Origin of the sequence: Gordonia sp. PP30, assembly GCF_023100845.1 — a bacterium.
Lineage (GTDB): Bacteria > Actinomycetota > Actinomycetes > Mycobacteriales > Mycobacteriaceae > Gordonia.
Genome location: NZ_CP095864.1, coordinates 1,405,000 through 1,421,791, shown reverse-complemented (window position 1 = coordinate 1,421,791; position 16,792 = coordinate 1,405,000). Strand labels below are relative to the sequence as shown.

Annotated in this window: 11 protein-coding genes; 4 read left to right on the top strand and 7 right to left on the bottom strand. The window is 69.9% G+C overall.

Annotated features, from left to right (window positions below):
• Positions 1 to 75: 75 nt before the first annotated feature.
• The 5 genes from MYK68_RS06550 to prpD form a co-directional block, all read right to left on the bottom strand.
• A complete protein-coding gene (locus MYK68_RS06550; protein ID WP_247867077.1) occupies positions 76 to 699 on the bottom strand; it encodes an NUDIX hydrolase in 624 nt (207 codons plus the stop codon).
• A 27-nt stretch (positions 700 to 726) separates the two neighbouring features.
• Positions 727 to 4,116, bottom strand: coding sequence for a pyruvate carboxylase (locus MYK68_RS06545; RefSeq protein WP_247867076.1), 3,390 nt, complete (start codon positions 4,114 to 4,116; stop codon positions 727 to 729).
• Positions 4,117 to 4,260: 144 nt separating this feature from the next.
• Entirely contained in the window at positions 4,261 to 5,394 is a 1,134-nt protein-coding gene (locus MYK68_RS06540; protein ID WP_247867075.1) for a bifunctional 2-methylcitrate synthase/citrate synthase, read from the bottom strand.
• Positions 5,391 to 6,311, bottom strand: coding sequence for a methylisocitrate lyase (gene prpB / locus MYK68_RS06535; RefSeq protein ID WP_247867074.1), 921 nt, complete (start codon positions 6,309 to 6,311; stop codon positions 5,391 to 5,393). The genes MYK68_RS06540 and prpB overlap by 4 nt, the downstream gene beginning before the upstream one ends.
• A gap of 1 nt (position 6,312) precedes the next feature.
• Positions 6,313 to 7,815 carry a 2-methylcitrate dehydratase PrpD gene (prpD, locus tag MYK68_RS06530; RefSeq protein WP_247867073.1) on the bottom strand — a complete coding sequence of 501 codons (1,503 nt, stop codon included), beginning with the start codon at positions 7,813 to 7,815 and terminating at the stop codon, positions 6,313 to 6,315.
• A 119-nt stretch (positions 7,816 to 7,934) separates the two neighbouring features.
• Here prpD and MYK68_RS06525 point away from each other — a divergent pair, with 119 nt between their 5' ends.
• Entirely contained in the window at positions 7,935 to 9,386 is a 1,452-nt protein-coding gene (locus MYK68_RS06525; RefSeq protein WP_247867072.1) for a short-chain fatty acyl-CoA regulator family protein, read from the top strand.
• Positions 9,387 to 9,729: 343 nt separating this feature from the next.
• Here MYK68_RS06525 and MYK68_RS06520 read toward each other — a convergent pair whose 3' ends face one another.
• Positions 9,730 to 10,941 carry a PucR family transcriptional regulator gene (locus tag MYK68_RS06520; protein WP_247867071.1) on the bottom strand — a complete coding sequence of 404 codons (1,212 nt, stop codon included), beginning with the start codon at positions 10,939 to 10,941 and terminating at the stop codon, positions 9,730 to 9,732.
• Positions 10,942 to 11,080: 139 nt separating this feature from the next.
• Between MYK68_RS06520 and MYK68_RS06515 the strand changes: the two genes are divergently transcribed.
• The gene (locus MYK68_RS06515; RefSeq protein WP_247867070.1) at positions 11,081 to 12,595 is read left to right on the top strand and encodes a flavin-containing monooxygenase; all 1,515 of its coding nucleotides are present in this window, start codon (positions 11,081 to 11,083) and stop codon (positions 12,593 to 12,595) included.
• 110 nt (positions 12,596 to 12,705) lie between these two features.
• Entirely contained in the window at positions 12,706 to 14,232 is a 1,527-nt protein-coding gene (locus MYK68_RS06510; protein ID WP_247867069.1) for an acyl-CoA synthetase, read from the top strand.
• Here the strand turns inward: MYK68_RS06510 and MYK68_RS06505 are convergent.
• Positions 14,222 to 15,445, bottom strand: a complete 1,224-nt coding sequence (locus tag MYK68_RS06505; protein WP_247867068.1) for an acyl-CoA dehydrogenase family protein — start codon at positions 15,443 to 15,445, stop codon at positions 14,222 to 14,224. The genes MYK68_RS06510 and MYK68_RS06505 overlap by 11 nt on opposite strands.
• 59 nt (positions 15,446 to 15,504) lie before the next feature.
• Between MYK68_RS06505 and MYK68_RS06500 the strand changes: the two genes are divergently transcribed.
• Complete coding sequence (locus tag MYK68_RS06500) at positions 15,505 to 16,788, top strand: serine hydrolase (RefSeq protein WP_371308394.1); 1,284 nt, start codon at positions 15,505 to 15,507, stop codon at positions 16,786 to 16,788.
• Positions 16,789 to 16,792 lie beyond the last annotated feature (4 nt).

Sequence of the window (16,792 nt, the reverse complement as noted above, 5' to 3'; positions counted from 1 at the left end):
CAACGGGCTGGCGGTGGTGGCTCCACCGGGCTGGCAGCGACCAGGCTGGCGGTGGTGGCTCCACCGGGCCGACCCCTACTTCCAGGCGAAGACCGGCTGTTCCAGCTGGTCCACTCGAGTCCGTCGCCCGCGCACGACCACCTCCGCGAACTGGTAGATCACCGCCGCGGTCGGTGCGTGCACCCAGTAGCCGAAGATCGGCAGGCGGATCACCGGGCGTGGCGATTCCGGGATCGCGTCGAACTCGGGCGGCGCGGTGACCTCGTCGAGGGTGACGAAGAACAGCTCGTGCACCTCGTCCGGGCTCGGCACCGGCACCACGGGTTCGTCGGTCCAGCACACCACCGGCGTCATCACGTACCCGGAGCGCGTCTCGTAGTCGTCGAGCACGCCGATCACCGAGTCCTCGCCGAGCGATACGCCGAGCTCCTCGTCGAGTTCCCGCAGGGCCGCCTCGATCGCGGTCTCCCCCGGGTCGACACGCCCGCCGGGCAGCGCGAACTGATACGAGTGGCTGCGCAGCGACTTGGCCCGCCGCATCACCCAGATCCCCCGCTCCGGGCCCTCGCCGCCACCTGAGCCCGCCGACGGCACCACGGTGATCGCCACCGCCGCCCGCTTCAGCTCCGGCGACGACGCCGCGGCGCGGCGCTCCCACGAGGAGAGTCGCCGCGCCGCCACGTCCCGGGTCAGATCCATGACATCCAGGCTATGCCGGTCCGGTTCTCATTCCAGCTCGACGAGCAGGTCGCCGGCACCCACCTCGGTGGCCGGGTGCACGACGACCCGCTTCACCACGCCCCCGGTCTGCGCCGAGATGGAGGCCTCCATCTTCATCGCCTCGATGGTGCCGATCACGTCGCCGGCGGCCACCTCGTCACCGGGGTGCACCGAGACGGTCACGACGCCCGCGAACGGCGCGCCGATGTGATGCGGGTTGTCCTTCTCGGCGCGTTCACGCACCTCGACGGTCACGTCGGCGGTGCGGTCAAGCACCGGCACCGGCCGGAGTTCGCCGTTCAGCGTGCACATGACGGTGCGGATGCCGGCCACGTCCGGCTCGCTGACCGCCTCGAGCGTGATCAGCAGCTGGACGCCGTCGCGCAGGATCACGCGATGCTCGTAGCCCTGCTGCAGCCCGTAGAAGAACTGGTACGCGGGCAGTCGCGAGGTGTCGCCGTATTCGGCACGGTGCGCGAGGTATTCGGCGGTCGGGCCGGGGAACAGCAGCCGGTTGAGCGCGGCCTGCCGCTCCGGACCGGGAGCCGCGAGCAGCGCCTGGTCCTCCGCCGACAGCACCTCTTCGGTGAGCGAGGAACTGCGACCGGCCAGGATCTTCTCCCGCAGCGGCTCCGGCCACCCGGCGGCCGGCTCACCCAGTTCACCCTGCAGGAAGCCGACCACCGAATCGGGGATGTCGTAGGCGGTCGGGTCGGCCGCGAACTCCTCGGCGGTGATGCCCTGCGCCACGAAGGCGATCGCGAGATCACCGACCACCTTGGACGACGGCGTCACCTTGACCGGGCGGCCGAGCAGCCGGTTGGCGCCCGCGTAGGCCTCCTCGACGGCCTCGAACTGGTCGCCGACACCGATCGAGATCGCCTGCTGACGCAGGTTGGAGAGCTGACCGCCGGGGATCTCGTGGTCGTAGACGCGGCCGGTCGGCGCCGGGATGCCCGACTCGAAGGTGCCGTACATCTTGCGCAGCGCCTCCCAGTACGGCTCCAGCGAGGTCACCTTGTCCAGGTCCAGGCCGGTGTCGTAGTCGGTGTGCGCGGCGGCGGCCACGATCGCCGAGAGCGACGGCTGGCTCGTCGTGCCGGACAGCGGTGCGCTGGCCCCGTCGACGGCGTCGGCACCCGCCTCCCAGGCGGCGAGATAGGTGGCCAGCTGGCCGCCCGGCGTGTCGTGCGTGTGCACGTGGATCGGCAGATCGAACTCGGCGCGCAGCGCGCCGACCAGCTTCCGCGCCGCGGCCGGGCGCAGCAGTCCGGCCATGTCCTTGATCGCCAGGATGTGCGCGCCGGCGTCGACGATCTGCTCGGCCAGCCGCAGGTAGTAGTCGAGGGTGTAGATGTCCTCGGCCGGGTTCGCCAGGTCCCCGGTGTAGCTCATGGCGACCTCGGCGACCGTGGTCCCCGTCTCGCGCACCGCGTCGATGGCCGGCCGCATGGCGTCGACGCTGTTCAGGGCGTCGAAGATACGGAAGATGTCCACACCGGTGCGGGCCGCCTCGTCGACGAAGGCGGTGGTCACCTGCGTCGGGTACGGCGTGTAGCCGACGGTGTTCTTGCCGCGCAGCAGCATCTGGAGACAGACATTGGGCAGCGCCCTGCGCAGCCGCGCCAGCCGCTCCCAGGGGTCCTCCTTGAGGAAGCGCAGCGCGACGTCGTACGTGGCCCCGCCCCAGCACTCGACGGACAGCAGTTCGGGGGTGAGGGCGGCGACGTACGGTGCCACCGAGACCAGGCCCGACGTGCGCACACGCGTGGCGAGCAGCGACTGGTGCGCATCGCGGAAGGTGGTGTCGGTGACGGCGAGCGCCTTCTGCTCGCGCAACGCCCGCGCGAAGCCCTCCGGACCCAGCGCGTCCAGGCGCTGCTTGGACCCGGCCGGCGGGTCGGCGAGCACCGCCGGGCGCAGATCCGGCAGCTTCTTGTGCGGGTGCACCGCGGTCGGAACCAGCCCGTGCGGCCGGTGCACGGTCACGTCGGCCAGGTAGTTGAGCAGGCGCGACCCGCGCTCGGGCGAGCGCACCGCGGTCAGCAGCTCCGGACGGTCGTCGATGAACGACGTCGTGATGGCGCCGGCCTGGAAGTCCGGGTCGGCGAGCACGGCCTTGAGGTAGTCGATGTTGGTGTGCACGCCGCGGATCTTGAACTCGGCGAGCGCGCGCTGGGTGCGTCGTACCGCGGTGGTGAAGTCGCGGCCGCGGCAGGTCAGCTTGACCAGCATCGAATCGAAGTGGCCGGTGATCTCGGAGCCGAGCGCCGCGGCGCCGTCGAGCCGGACACCGGTGCCGCCCGGCGCGCGGTAGACGATGATGCGGCCGGTGTCCGGGCGGAACCCGTCCGCAGGGTTCTCGGTGGTGATGCGGCACTGCAGGGCGGCGCCGTGCACGGCGATCGCGTCCTGCGACAGCCCCAGATCGGCCAACGACTCGCCCGCCGCGATGCGCAGCTGCGAGGAGACCAGGTCGACGTCGGTCACCTCCTCGGTGACCGTGTGCTCCACTTGGATGCGCGGGTTCATCTCGATGAAGAAGTGCTGGCCACGCTCGTCGACCAGGAACTCCACGGTGCCCGCGCAGCTGTAACCGATGTGCCGGGCGAACTTCACGGCGTCGTCGCAGATGCGACGCCGCAGATCAGGGTCCAGGTTCGGTGCCGGCGCCAACTCCACCACCTTCTGGTGACGGCGCTGCAGCGAGCAGTCGCGCTCGTAGAGGTGGATCACGTCGCCCTGGGTGTCGGCGAGGATCTGCACCTCGATGTGCCGCGGATTCACGACCGCCTGCTCCAGGAACACCGTCGGGTTGCCGAACGCGGCCTCCGCCTCACGCGAGGCGGCGCCGATCGCGTCGGCCAGCGCGGCCGGGTCGTCCACCCGGCGCATCCCGCGGCCACCGCCACCGGCGACCGCCTTGACGAAGATCGGGAAGGTCATGTCCTTCGACGCGGCGACCAGCGCGTCGACGTCCGACGACGGCTCGCTGCCGGCGAGCACCGGCAGACCGGATTCGCGCGCCGCCTGCACCGACTGCTTCTTGTCACCGGTCAGCTCCAGCACGCGGGCGCTGGGTCCGACGAAGGTGATGCCCTCGGCCGCGCACGCCGCGGCCAGCTCGGGGTTCTCCGAGGCGAAGCCGTAGCCGGGATAGATCGCGTCGGCGCCCGCGTGTTTGGCCGCGCCGATCAGTTCACTGACCGACAGGTACGCCTGGACGGGACGGCCGGGCTCGCCGATCTGATACGACTCATCGGCCTTCCCGCGGTGGACGCAGTTGCGGTCCTCCACCGGGTACACCGCGACGGTGCCCGCGCCCAATTCGTACGCGGCGCGGAAGGCGCGCACCGCGATCTCGCCGCGGTTGGCCACCAGGACTTTTCTGAACATCACTGCCTCATTGTCGGGTTCGATGAGTGGTGCCAGGACGGTGCTCGTTCCCGGCGCACAAACGACGGGGAAGGCGCTCGGGATCTGCCGATCCGCCCTCCCCGTCTTGTGCTGTTTCCGATGCTTACACGTCGGTTGGGCGCTTCACGCCGGAATCGGACGTTGCACCGGGCCGTCGTACGCGGAGAGCGGACGGATCAGCGCGTTGGACCGGGTCTGCTCGACGATGTGCGCGGTCCAGCCGGTGATCCGGCTCATCACGAACATGGGCGTGAACATCGGAATGTCGAAGCCCATCAGGAAGTACGCCGGGCCGGTCGGGAAATCCAGGTTCGGCTTGATTCCGGTCCGGGCGTCCATCGTCGCGGCGAGTTCGTGGTAGATCTTCAGCCACTTGTCCTCGCCCACGTGCGCCGAGACCTTCTCCAGCGCCTGGTACATGGTCGGGACGCGGGAGTCGCCGTTCTTGTAGACGCGGTGCCCGAAGCCCATCACCTTCTCCTTGGCGTCGAGCTTGGCGTTCAGCCAGTCCTTGGCGCGTTCGGGCCGGTCGATCTCGATCATGTCGTACATGACGGCCTCGTTGGCGCCGCCGTGCAGCGACCCCTTGAGTGCACCGATCGCCGCGGTCACGGCACTGTAGATGTCCGACTGAGTGGACGTCACCACGCGGGCGGCGAAGGTCGACGCGTTGAAGCTGTGCTCGGCGTACAGGATCATCGAGACGTTGAACGCGTCGACGATCTCCTTGTCCGGCACCTTGCCGAAGCACATGTTCAGGAAGTTCTCCGCGTAACCCAGCCCGTGGTGCGGGCCGATCGGCTCCTGCCCACGACGACGGCGGAAGTCGGCGGCGACGATCGTCGGCAGCACCGCGAGCATCCGCAGCCCCTTGTCGAGGTTGGCCTCCGGGGTCGGCACGTCCTCGTACGGATCCTCGCTGCCGAGGTAGCTGATCATCGTGCGGACGGTGTCCATCGGATGGCAGTTCTCCGGGATCCGCGCCAGCACCGCCTGCGCCGACCGGTCGAGGCGCCGGTTGGCACGCTCCCGCTGGGTGAAGAGCGCGAGCTGCTGGACGTTCGGCAGTTCGCCGTACCAGAGGAGGTACGCCACCTCCTCGAAGCTCTTGGTGGCGGCCAGATCCGCGGCCGCGTAGCCGCGGTAGGTGAGGCTGTTGGTCTCCGGGACCACCTTCGAGACGGCGGTGGTGTCGACGACGACGCCGGCCAGGCCCTTGCGGATCTCGATCGGCTCGGTGTTCTGCTGCTCGGTCATGACGCGTCTCCCGCGGGTGCGCGATAGGTGAAGATGGAGGAATCGAAGTCGTTGTAGTCGGAGTACTGCAGGAACTCGTACAGGCGGGCACGGTGCTGCATGCCGTCGAGGACGCCTTCCTGCGTGCCGTCCTCGGCGATCCGCTTCAGCCCGGCCTCGACCGCGCCCATCGCCAGCCGCAGCGTGGTGACCGGGTAGATCACCACGTTGTAGCCGATGGCGCGGAACTGATCGGCGGTGAACAGGTCGGACTTGCCGAACTCGGTCATGTTCGCCAGCAGCGGCACGTCCACCGCGCCCCGGAACCGCTTGAACTCGTCGAGGTCGGCGAGCGCCTCGGTGAAGATCAGGTCGGCACCGGCCGCGGCGTACTCCTTGGCCCGCGCGATCGCGGCATCGAGTCCCTCCACACCGCGCGCATCGGTCCGCGCGCAGATCACGAAGTTCTCGTCGCGGCGACCGCCGACGGCGGCCCCCAGCCGGCGGACCATGTCCGCGACCGGGACCACCTCCTTGCCGTCGAGGTGACCGCACCGCTTCGGGTTCACCTGGTCCTCGAGGTGACATCCGGCCAGCCCGGCGTCTTCCAGGACGGCGACGGTGCGGGCGGCGCTCATCGGCTCGCCGAACCCGGTGTCGGCGTCGATCAGCGTCGGCAGGTCGGTGGCCCGGGCGATCGCCCCGCCCCGGGCGGCCACCTCGGTGAGGGTGGTCAGTCCGATGTCGGGCAGCCCGAGATCGGCCGAGAGTGCCGCGCCGGAGACGTAGACGCCCTCGAATCCGGCGTCGGCGACGATCTTCGCGACCAGCGGCGAGAACGCCCCGGGCCAGCGCTGCAACTCGCCGGAGGCGAGTCCGGCGCGCAGCGCCCGGCGCTTCTCGGTGTCGGTGACGCCCGACGAGAACAGTGCGCTCATGTCAGAGGATTCCTTCCCCGGTGGCCGGCGCCGAAGCCAGCACCTCATCGAGCACACGCACGTTCAGCGCACCCAGGCCGCCGGCCGGGATACCGGCCAGGCCCTCGGCCGCCGCGGTGAAGCGCTCCTGCTCGGCCGCGTCGACGACGCCCTGCGCCATCCGCGCGAACTTGTTCAGGTACTGCGGCCGCGCGAACGGCCGGGCACCGAGCGGGTGGGCGTCGGCGACGGCCAGCTCGTCGACGATCACGTCGCCGTTCTTCATGGTGATCACGGCGCGGGCGCCGAAGGCCTTCTCGTTCGGGTCGGTCGAGTGGTAACGGCGAGTCCACTCCGGGTCCTCGACGGTGGAGATCTTCTTCCACAGTTCGACGGTGTCCGGGCGGGCCGCCCGCTCCGGCGCGTACGAGCGCTCGTGATCCCAGTCGCCGTCCTGCAGCGCGACGGCGAAGATGTACATGACCGAGTGATCGAGGGTCTCGCGGCTGGCCTTCGGGTCGAACTTCTGCGGGTCGCCCGAGCCGGTGCCGATCACGTAGTGGGTGTGGTGGCTGGTGTGCAGCACGATCGACTCGACGTCGTCGGTGTTGCCGACCCGCTCGCGCATCCGGCGCGCGAGGTCGATCGGCGCCTGGCTCTGGTACTCGGCCGAGTGCTCCTTGGTGTAGGTGTCCAGGATGCCGCGCTTGGCCTCGCCCGGGCCGGGCAGCGGCACGGTGTAGCGGGCGTCCGGGCCGCCGAGCAGCCACGCGATCACGCCGTCCTCGCCCTCCCAGATGGGCGACGGCGCGCCCTCGCCGCGCATGGCTCGGTCGACGGCCTCGACGGCGATCTTGCCGGCGTGCGCCGGGGCGTAGGCCTTCCAGCTGGAGATCTCGCCCTTGCGCGACTGGCGGGTGGCGGTGGTGAGGTGCAGCGCCTGGCCGACGGCCTGGTAGATGGTGTCGATCTCGAGGCCGAGCATGGTGCCCAGACCGGCGGCGACCGACGGGCCGAGGTGTGCCACGTGGTCGATCTTGTGCTCGTGCAGGCAGATGCCCTTCACCAGGTCCACCTGGACCTCGTACGCGGTGGCCAGGCCGCGGATCAGGTCGTGGCCGCTGGCGCCGACGCGCTGGCCGACGGCGACGAGCGCGGGGATGTTGTCACCCGGGTGGCTGTACTCGGCGGCCAGGAAGGTGTCGTGGAAGTCGAGCTCGCGGACCGCGACGCCGTTGGCCCAGGCGGCCCACTCCGGCGCGTACTCACCGTCGATACCGAAGACGCCGGAACCGCTGGTGATCGGCCGGGTCTGGGCCTGGCGACGGGCGCTGGTGACCGGGCGGCGGGCCACCGAGGCCGCGCTCACCGCGGCGTTGTCGATGATCCGGTTGACGATCATCTCGGCCGTCTCGGCCGGGACCTCCACCGGATCGACGGCGATCTGAGCGATCTTGTAGGCCAGGTGGTCCTCCTTGGGGAAGACCTCGGAACTGCGACGCGTGTACACCTCGTGATTGATCATGTTCGCACCGTACGCAGACCGTCCACGCGATGAAAAGACCTGGCAAATGCGTATTTCTGCGAACGTCAAAGACCGATTCTGCGAACTTTGCGGACGCTCCGGCGGGTAGACTGACCGTCATGGCGAAGACGTACGTGGGCGCGCGGCTGCGGCGACTCCGCGACGACCGCGGCATCTCGCAGGCCGCCCTCGCCCGCCGGCTCGATCTGTCGACCAGCTACGTGAATCAGCTGGAGAACGACGCCCGCCCGATCACCGTCCCGGTCCTCCTGCGACTCACCCGCGAGTTCGACCTCGCCCCCGACTTCTTCGCCGCCGACCCCGACGCGCGGCTCACCGCCGACCTCGCCGACGTGCTGCTCGCCCACGGCGACGGGTCGTTGCCACCGGCCGAGATCACCGAACTCGTATCCCGGATGCCCGGCGTCGGCCGCACCCTGGTCACCCTGCACCGGCGGCTCACCGCCGCGACCGGCGAACTGGAGAGCCAGCGCGGGAACGTCACCGATGTTCCGTACGACGATCTGGCCGCCGCCGGCACCCCGTTCGAGCAGGTCCGCGACTACTTCTACGACCGCCGCAACCACATCGCGGAACTCGACGACGCGGCCGAGGCGCTCTTCGAGAGCGCCGGTCTGCATGTCGGCGGGCTCGATCTGCAGCTGGCCCGGGTCCTGGATGCCGACTACGGGATCAGTGTCCGGATCAGCCGCGCCGCACCGACCGATCCCACCGCGGAGAGCGGGCCGAACGGCGCGGTGCCCAAGCGCCGGTACGACCCGGTGACGGCCACGGTGACCCTCGCCCGGCGCCTCACCCCGGGCCAGCGCGCCTTCCAGCTCGCCACGCAGCTCGCCCTGCTCAGCCAGCGGGACCTGATCGACCGGCTGATCGACGACGCCGGAGATCAGCTTGACCCCGGCTCGGTCCCGGTCGCGCGCACCGGCCTCGCCAACTACTTCGCCGGCGCCCTGCTGCTCCCGTACACCCAGTTCGCCGCCGCCGCCCGCCGGGTGCGCTACGACGTCGACCTGCTCAGCCGCGACTTCGAGGTCGGCTTCGAGACCGTCTGCCACCGCCTGTCGACGCTGCAACGGCCGGGTGATCGCGGAATCCCGTTCATCTTCGTCCGGGTCGACAAGGCCGGGAACATCTCGAAACGCCAGTCCGCCACCGCCTTCCACTTCTCCCGGGTCGGCGGCAGCTGCCCGCTGTGGGTGGTGCACGACGCCTTCTCGATGCCCGGCCGCGTCCACACCCAGGTGTCCGAGATGCCCGACGGCCGTACCTACTTCTGGCTCGCGCGCACCACCGACCCGATGCAGCGCGGCCACCTGGCGACACCCTCGAACTTCGCCGTCGGCCTGGGCTGCGACCTCTCCCACGCCGACGAACTGGTCTACGCCACCGGGGTGGACCTGCGCGAAGAACGGACGGTGGTCCCGATCGGTGCCGGCTGCAAGGTCTGCCCACGCCCGACCTGTCCGCAGCGCGCCTTCCCCCTCCTGGGCCGCGCCATCGACGTCGACGAACACATCAGCGACGCCCTCCCCTACCGCCCCGCCCCCTGATGCCGTGCCCTCGCCCACCACTGCGAATCGGCCACCGCCGGGCGAGGTTCCCACCGACGGAAGGTATGGATCCCCGTTGTCCGCAGCAGATGGTGAAGAACAACGACTCTCGGTAGCGGCCCGGGCGTCACTCCATCAACGGTGGACCAGACGTCCGAACACGGCCGCAACAAGGACGCCTGACTCGCTGACCTGACCGTGACGTAGCCTCCGCTGGAAGTCACCCCGACCTGCGCGAATCGGGATCACTCCGAGGAATCGAGCCGGATACGCCACGGTACGGTCAAGCCTGCACTCCCCGAAGCGCCCGCCCCCGGGGCGCCGCGGACCGGCCGATGCGGACTCACCCCGGCGAACCCCGCCAGTGGCGCACCTCCAGCGCCGCGGCGACGGCGATCGCGTTGTCGGCCAGCGGGATCGGGAGGAGTTCTTCAGCCCGGGCCAGCCGGCGCACGACCGTGTTGCGGTGCGTGTACAGGCGCGCGGCGGTCGCGCTCGCGTTGCACTGCTGGGTGAACCAGACCCGCAGACACTCGGCGACCTCCGGGTCGGCGTCGAGCAGATCGCCGAGGGTGGCGGTGACGAAGTCGGTCACCTTCTCCTCGTCGTCGCTCAGCGCGTCGATCATCCGGACCTCGTCATACCGCGCGGTACGCCGGTCCCCGCCCGCCCGCTGCAGAATGCGGTGCGCGGTCAGTGCCTGAAAGTGGCTGCGCCGGAAGCCTTCCCGCCCCTCCCCGGGGGCACCCAGCGCGATGTGCACGTCACCGTGGCTGCGCACCGCCGGGCCCGGATCGACGTCGACGGCGGGGAACCACACCCACAGCTGCGAGACGCCGGCGAGAACCACCAGGCGCCGCGCGATGCCGCCGGCCTGCATGATCGCCTCGCACGCCGACTCCAGGTGATCGGCCGAGACCCGCGGGCCGCCGGAGATCACCGCGGCCAGCTGCGGGCCGTCGAGCCGGTAGCCGAGCTGCGCATGGGCCCGCGCGTCGGAGACGGGCGCCCCCTCGAGGATCAGCGCCACCGCGGCGCGTCGTTGCGCGTGGGTGTCACCGGCGAGTTCGGCGCGGGCGACGTCGATCATCTCGGCCAGCGAACGCACGGTGTCGTCGATGTAGGTGGCGATCGACGTCGAGGTGACCTCGAGTAGCCGCCGCAGGAGGTCCCGGTCGTCGGTGAGGGCGAAGCAGATCTGCATCCACAGCTGCCACGCGACGTTCTGCGAGGTCCGGAACGCGTCGAGCGCGGTCGCATCCATGCCCCGGCGCACCAGATCGCGGACGAAGATCTCCGTGTCTTCGCTGGCCCGGACGCTGACGCGCAGGCCGGGCGCGGCGAGATTCGCCGCCGCCCAGTGCTCGATGTTCGCCGTGGAGGTGGCCATCGCGATGCCGAGGAGCTCGGGATCTTCGGCGACCACGTCCATCCCGGTGCCCTGGAGCACGCTCTCGTCGAGCGCCTGCGCCCATTCCGGCGGTGCGGCGAGGACCACCTGAACGCCCCGCCGGATCAGTTCGGCGATCTCGGGTTCCACCGGTTCATCGAGCACGTGATTGATTGTGCACCAATTTGGAGCACAATTTGGTGCGATTCACTCTTGCCAGGCGGCATTGTTACCAACGATCATTGATACATAACGGTGACGCACCCGGCGTCGCCCAGCCGCCCGCCCTAACGAACGGACTCGCATGACCACCGACACCAACGCCGGAATCCTCGATGTACTGATCATCGGCGCCGGCATCTCCGGCATCGGCGCCGCGCACTACCTGACCACCGAGCATCCGGAGCGCTCGTTCGAGATCCTGGAATCGCGACACACCATCGGCGGCACCTGGGACCTGTTCAAGTACCCGGGCATTCGGTCCGACTCCGACCTGCACACCTTCGGCTTCGGCTTCAAGCCGTGGACCGACAACCAGTCGATCGCCGACGCCGACCGGATCCTCGATTACCTGCGGGAAGCCGTCAACGACGACGATCTGACCGGGAAGATCCGCCTGCACCGCCGGGCGATCGGCGCCGACTGGAGCACCGAGGATCAGGCGTGGCACGTCGCCGTCGCCGATACCGAGAAGGGTGAGGACGGGACCACCGAACTGATCAAGGCGCGGTGGATCTTCGCCGGCACCGGCTACTACAACTACGACGAGGGCTTCACCCCGGACTTCCCGAGCGCCGAGCGCTTCACCGGCCAGATCGTCCACCCGCAGCACTGGCCCGAGGACCTGGACTACCGCGGCAAGCGCGTGGTCGTGATCGGCTCCGGCGCCACCGCCGTCACCCTGATCCCGTCGATGACCGACGACGCCGAGCACATCACCATGCTCCAGCGCACGCCCACCTACGTGATCCCGCTGCCGCGCGAGGACGTCATCGCCAACGCCTTCAAGAAGGTCCTCGGCGCCGAGCGCGGGTACCGCCTGTCGCGGGAGAAGAACATCCTGCAGCAGCGCGTGATGTACGAACTCTGCCAGCGCTTCCCGAAGCCGATGCGCGCCGTGATCCGCGGCACCAACAAGGCCATGCTCGGCAAGGACTTCCCGCTGGATCCGCACTTCAACCCGCCGTACAACCCGTGGGATCAGCGGCTGTGCGTGGTGCCCGACGGCGACATGTTCTCCGCTCTCAAGCGCGGCGACGCGTCGATCGTGACCGACCGGATCGCCACCTTCACCGAGAAGGGCATCCTGCTGGAGAGCGGCCGCGAGCTGGAGGCCGACATCATCGTCACCGCCACCGGCCTGAATCTGCAGATGTTCGGCGGCATGGACCTCGCGGTCGACGGCGAGCCGGTCGAACTGAACGACTGCGTCGCCTACCGCGGCGTCATGCTGTCCGGTCTGCCGAATCTCGCTTTCGCGATCGGCTACACCAACTCCTCGTGGACCCTGAAGGTCGACATGCTGTGCCAGTACTGGTGCCGGATGCTCACCTACATGGACGCCCACGGCTACACGAGCGTCCGCGCGGTCCCGAAGCCGGACATGGAGACCCGTCCGCTGCTCGACTTCGGCGCCGGCTACGTCCAGCGCGCCCTCTCCGGCCTGCCCCGGCAGGGCGTCGACAAGCCGTGGACCATGTCGATGAGCGTCTACGCCGACCGCAGCCAGCTCGATCGCGGTGCCGTCGACGACGAGTTCCTCGCCTACGAGCGGGTCGTGCCTGCGGAGATCCTGGACGGGGAGCCCGCCGCGGTCTGACCCCGCACCACCGCAGTGATCCCACGAACCCCGCACCACTCCGGTGCGGGGTTCGTTAGATTCGGCATCGGTGGCGCCGTCTGGCGTCGCGTGTCGAGACGCGAGGCGGAATGATGTCCGGACTGTCCAGCTGGATCACCCGACGTGCCGAGCGGACCCCCGCGGCACTGGCCCTGATCGACTCCGGCGACGGCACCGAGATCACCTACGCGGAGCTGGCCGCGCGGAGTGCCCGGCGGGCCGCCGCGCTCCGGGCCCGCGGGGTGCGCCGCGGCGACCGGGTGATGATCATCAGCCTGAACTCGGTGGCCCAACTGGAGACGATCTTCGCGGTCGCGCGCCTGGGAGCGATCACCGTGCCGGTCAACTTCCGGCTGAGCCCGGCGGAGATCGGCTACCTGATCTCCGACGCCGCACCCGCCCTGCTCCTGCACGACGACATGTTCGCCGAGCTCGCCGCCGATTCCGCCGACGCCGCCGCGGCGTCGTCACCGGCGGTCGAGGTCGCACATCTGGACGCGCTGGACGGGCCCGAGGAGGTCTTCGCCGACGAGGAACCGGTGGGGCCCGACGACGTCGCCATGATCATGTACACCTCGGGCACCACCGGCAAGCCCAAGGGCGCCATGCTCACGCACGGCAATTTCGAGTGGAACGCCATCAACATGATCACCGCGGGTGAGGGCGTCACCCCGAAGGACCGATCGCTGGCCGTCGCCCCGAATTTCCACATCGGCGGACTCGGGCTGTTCGTGCTCTCGCTGCTGTACGCCGGTGGCACCGTCGTGGTCGCGCCGGCGTTCGATCCGGGCCAGACCCTTCGGCTCCTCGCCGAGTACCGGGTGACGGTGCATTTCATGGTCCCGGCCATGTGGGCGGCGATGGCCAAGGTCCCCGATTTCGGCGACTACGACCTGTCCGCCCTCCGCTGCCTGCTGTGCGGCGGTGCGCCCTGCCCCCTCCCGGTCATCGACTTCTATCAGAGCCGGGGCCTGACCTTCATGGAGGGCTTCGGCATGACCGAGCTCGCCCCGACGGCGACGGTCCTGGAATCCCGGTACGTCCGCAGCCACGCCGGATCCGTCGGGCGGCCCGTGCTGCACGTCGACATCCGGATCGTCGACGACGCCGACCACGACGTGCCCGTCGGCGAGGTCGGCGAACTCCTGGTCGCCGGGCCGAACGTCTTCGCCGGCTACTGGGGACTGCCGGCGGTCACCGCCCATGAGAAGCGCGGCGGCTGGTTCCACACCGGCGATCTCGCCCGCCGTGACGCCGACGGCTTCGTCACCCTCGTCGACCGCAAGAAGGACATGATCGTCACCGGCGGCGAGAACGTCTACCCGATCGAGGTGGAGCAGGTGCTGTTCGCGCACGGCGACGTCGACGACGTCGCCGTGATCGGTGTCCCCGACGAGACCTGGGGTGAGGCGGTGACCGCCATCGTCACCCTGCGCGAAGGAGCGAGCACCTCCGCCGACGACCTGATCGCCCACTGCCGGGCGCGGATCGCCGCGTTCAAGGCTCCCCGGCGGGTGGAGTTCGTCGACGTCCTCCCGCGCAACGCCACCGGCAAGCTGCTCAAGCGCGCCCTCCGCGAGGAGTTCGGCACCACGGGCTCCGCGGTCAGTCGTTGAGCAGCCCCTTGGCGACGTGGGTCACCTGGATCTCGTTGGAACCGGCGTAGATCATCAGCGACTTCGCGTCGCGGGCCAGCTGTTCGACGCGGTACTCGGCCATGTAGCCGTTGCCGCCGAACAGCTGCACCGCCTCCATCGCCACCTCGGTGGCGGCGCGCGAGGAGTACAGCTTCATCGCCGACGCCTGCGCGAGCGTCGGCGGCTTCCCCGACCCGGACGCCTCGATCGCGGTGAACAGCATGTTCTGCACGTTCATCCGGGCGATCTCCATCTCGGCGAGTTTGAGCTGGATCAGCTGGAACCTGCCGATCTCGCTCCCCCACAGCGTGCGGCTCCGCGCGTAGTCCACGCACAGTCGCAGACACTCGTTGATGATGCCCAGACTGAGCGCCGCGATTCCGATGCGTTCGGCGGTGAAGCCTGCCTTCGCGCCCTCACCGCCGCGGCGATCCGCGCCGGTGTCCTCGGTCTCGCCGAGCAGCCGGTCCCTGGACACGCGGACGTCGTCGAAGAACAGTTCCCCGGTGGGCGAGCTCATCATGCCCATCTTCTTGAAGGGCGGTCCCTGGGTCAGCCCGTCCATGCCGCTGTCCAGCACGAAGGTCAGCACCTTGCGCTCACGTATCGGAGTGCCGTCACCCTCATCGAGCTTGGCGAAGACGACCAGGGTGTCGGCGTACGGCCCGTTGGTGATGAAGGTCTTGTTGCCGTTCAGGATGTAATCGTCGCCGTCACGCCGCACCGTGGTCTTCATGCCACCGAGCGCATCCGAACCGCTGTCCGGCTCGGTGATCGCCCACGCGCCGACCTTCTCCATCGTGACCAGGCCCGGCAGCCAGCGCCGCTTCTGCGCGAGGGTGCCGCGGCTGCGGATGGTCGAGACCGTCAACCCCATCGACACCCCCAGCGAGGCGATCAAGCCGAGACTGACCCCGGCCATCTCCATGTTCAGGATCAGGAACATCGTGTTCGCCAGCGACGTCGAACCGCCCGCTTTCCGCTGCTCGCCAGCCTCCTCGGCGGCCAGCTCCTTCTGCAGGCTCTCCGCCGCGAGCGCGTCCATCCCGAACGCGGCGAGCATCTTCCGGGTGATGTCGTACGGCGGCAGCGTCCCCGATTCCAGCTCGTCGACGTGCGGCCGGACCTCCTTGTCGATGAACCCGCGCACCGCGTCGCGCACCATCAGGTCTTCGTCGGACCACTCGAACAAGGCCGGCCTCCCAGAGTTAGAACACGTTTCAGTTTCCCGTCGAGACTAGCGTGAACGTCGTGACCGCGACAACGACGCTCGAATCGGGCCGCATCCATCCGCCCGACAGTCTGGCGCCCGACTACCTCGACTCGATCACCGACGTCGGCGACGAAGCCGGCCTGCCGGCGAATCCCGCGGGGCCGGACCGGATCTGGTCGGCCGCCCGGCACTGGTATCAGGCGGGCGTGCAGCCCGGCATCTCGGTGTGCGTGCGGGTGGACGGCGAGGTGGTCCTCGACCGGGCGATCGGTCACGCGACCGGCAACGGACCGGACGACGCCGCGCGACGCGCCGGCGGCGAGACCGTCCTCACCACACCGCTGCACACCGGCACTCCCGTCTGCGTGTTCTCCGCCGCCAAGGCGATGGCCGCGACCGTCGTGCACATGCTCGCCGAGCGCGGCGAACTACGTCTGTCCGACCGGGTCGACGACCTGCTGCCCGGCTACCGCGCCCACGGCAAGGGACGCACGACGATCGACCACGTCCTCACCCACCGCGCCGGCGTGCCGATCCCCACCGGGCCGCGTCCGGATCTGCGCCGCAGTGAGGACAGCGCCTACACCCGCGAGATGCTGGCCCGGCTGCGGCCGGTCTATCCGCCGGGCGCCGTGCACGTCTATCACGCGTTGACCTGGGGACCGCTGGTCCGCGAGATCGTCGCGGCCGCCACCGGCCGCGGCATCCGGGACATCCTGGCCGACGAGATCCTCGACCCGCTCGACTTCCGGTGGACCAACTTCGGCGTCCACCGCGGCGACGTCGCCCGGGTGGCCCCGAGCTACGCGACGGGCCCACCCACCTCCGGACTGGCCGACGCGGTGTTCACCAAGGTGGTCGGCGGCTCGCTGGCGAAGACCGTCGAGCGCGCCAACCGGCCGGAGTTCCTGACCGGCGTGGTGCCGTCGTCAAACACCGTCTCCACCGCGCACGAACTGTCCCGGTTCGCCGAGTTGCTGCGCCGCGGCGGCGAGCTGGACGGCCACCGGGTGCTCTGGCCGTCGACCCTGCGCGCGGCCACCCGGCAGCGACGACGACTGCGCCCCGACGTCGCGACCGGCGGCGTCCCGCTGCGCTGGGGTACCGGCTACATGCTCGGGTCCACCCGGTTCGGGCCGTTCGGCCGCGACGCCCCCGCCGCGTTCGGGCACACCGGTCTCACGCAGATCGCGATGTGGGCCGACCCGCAGCGGAGGCTGGCGGCCGCCGTCGTCTCCACCGGCAAGCCCGGCGACCACCCGGAGTCCGGCCGGTACGGCGAACTGCTCGACGCGATCAGCCGGGAGATCCCCCGCGGGTAGAGTC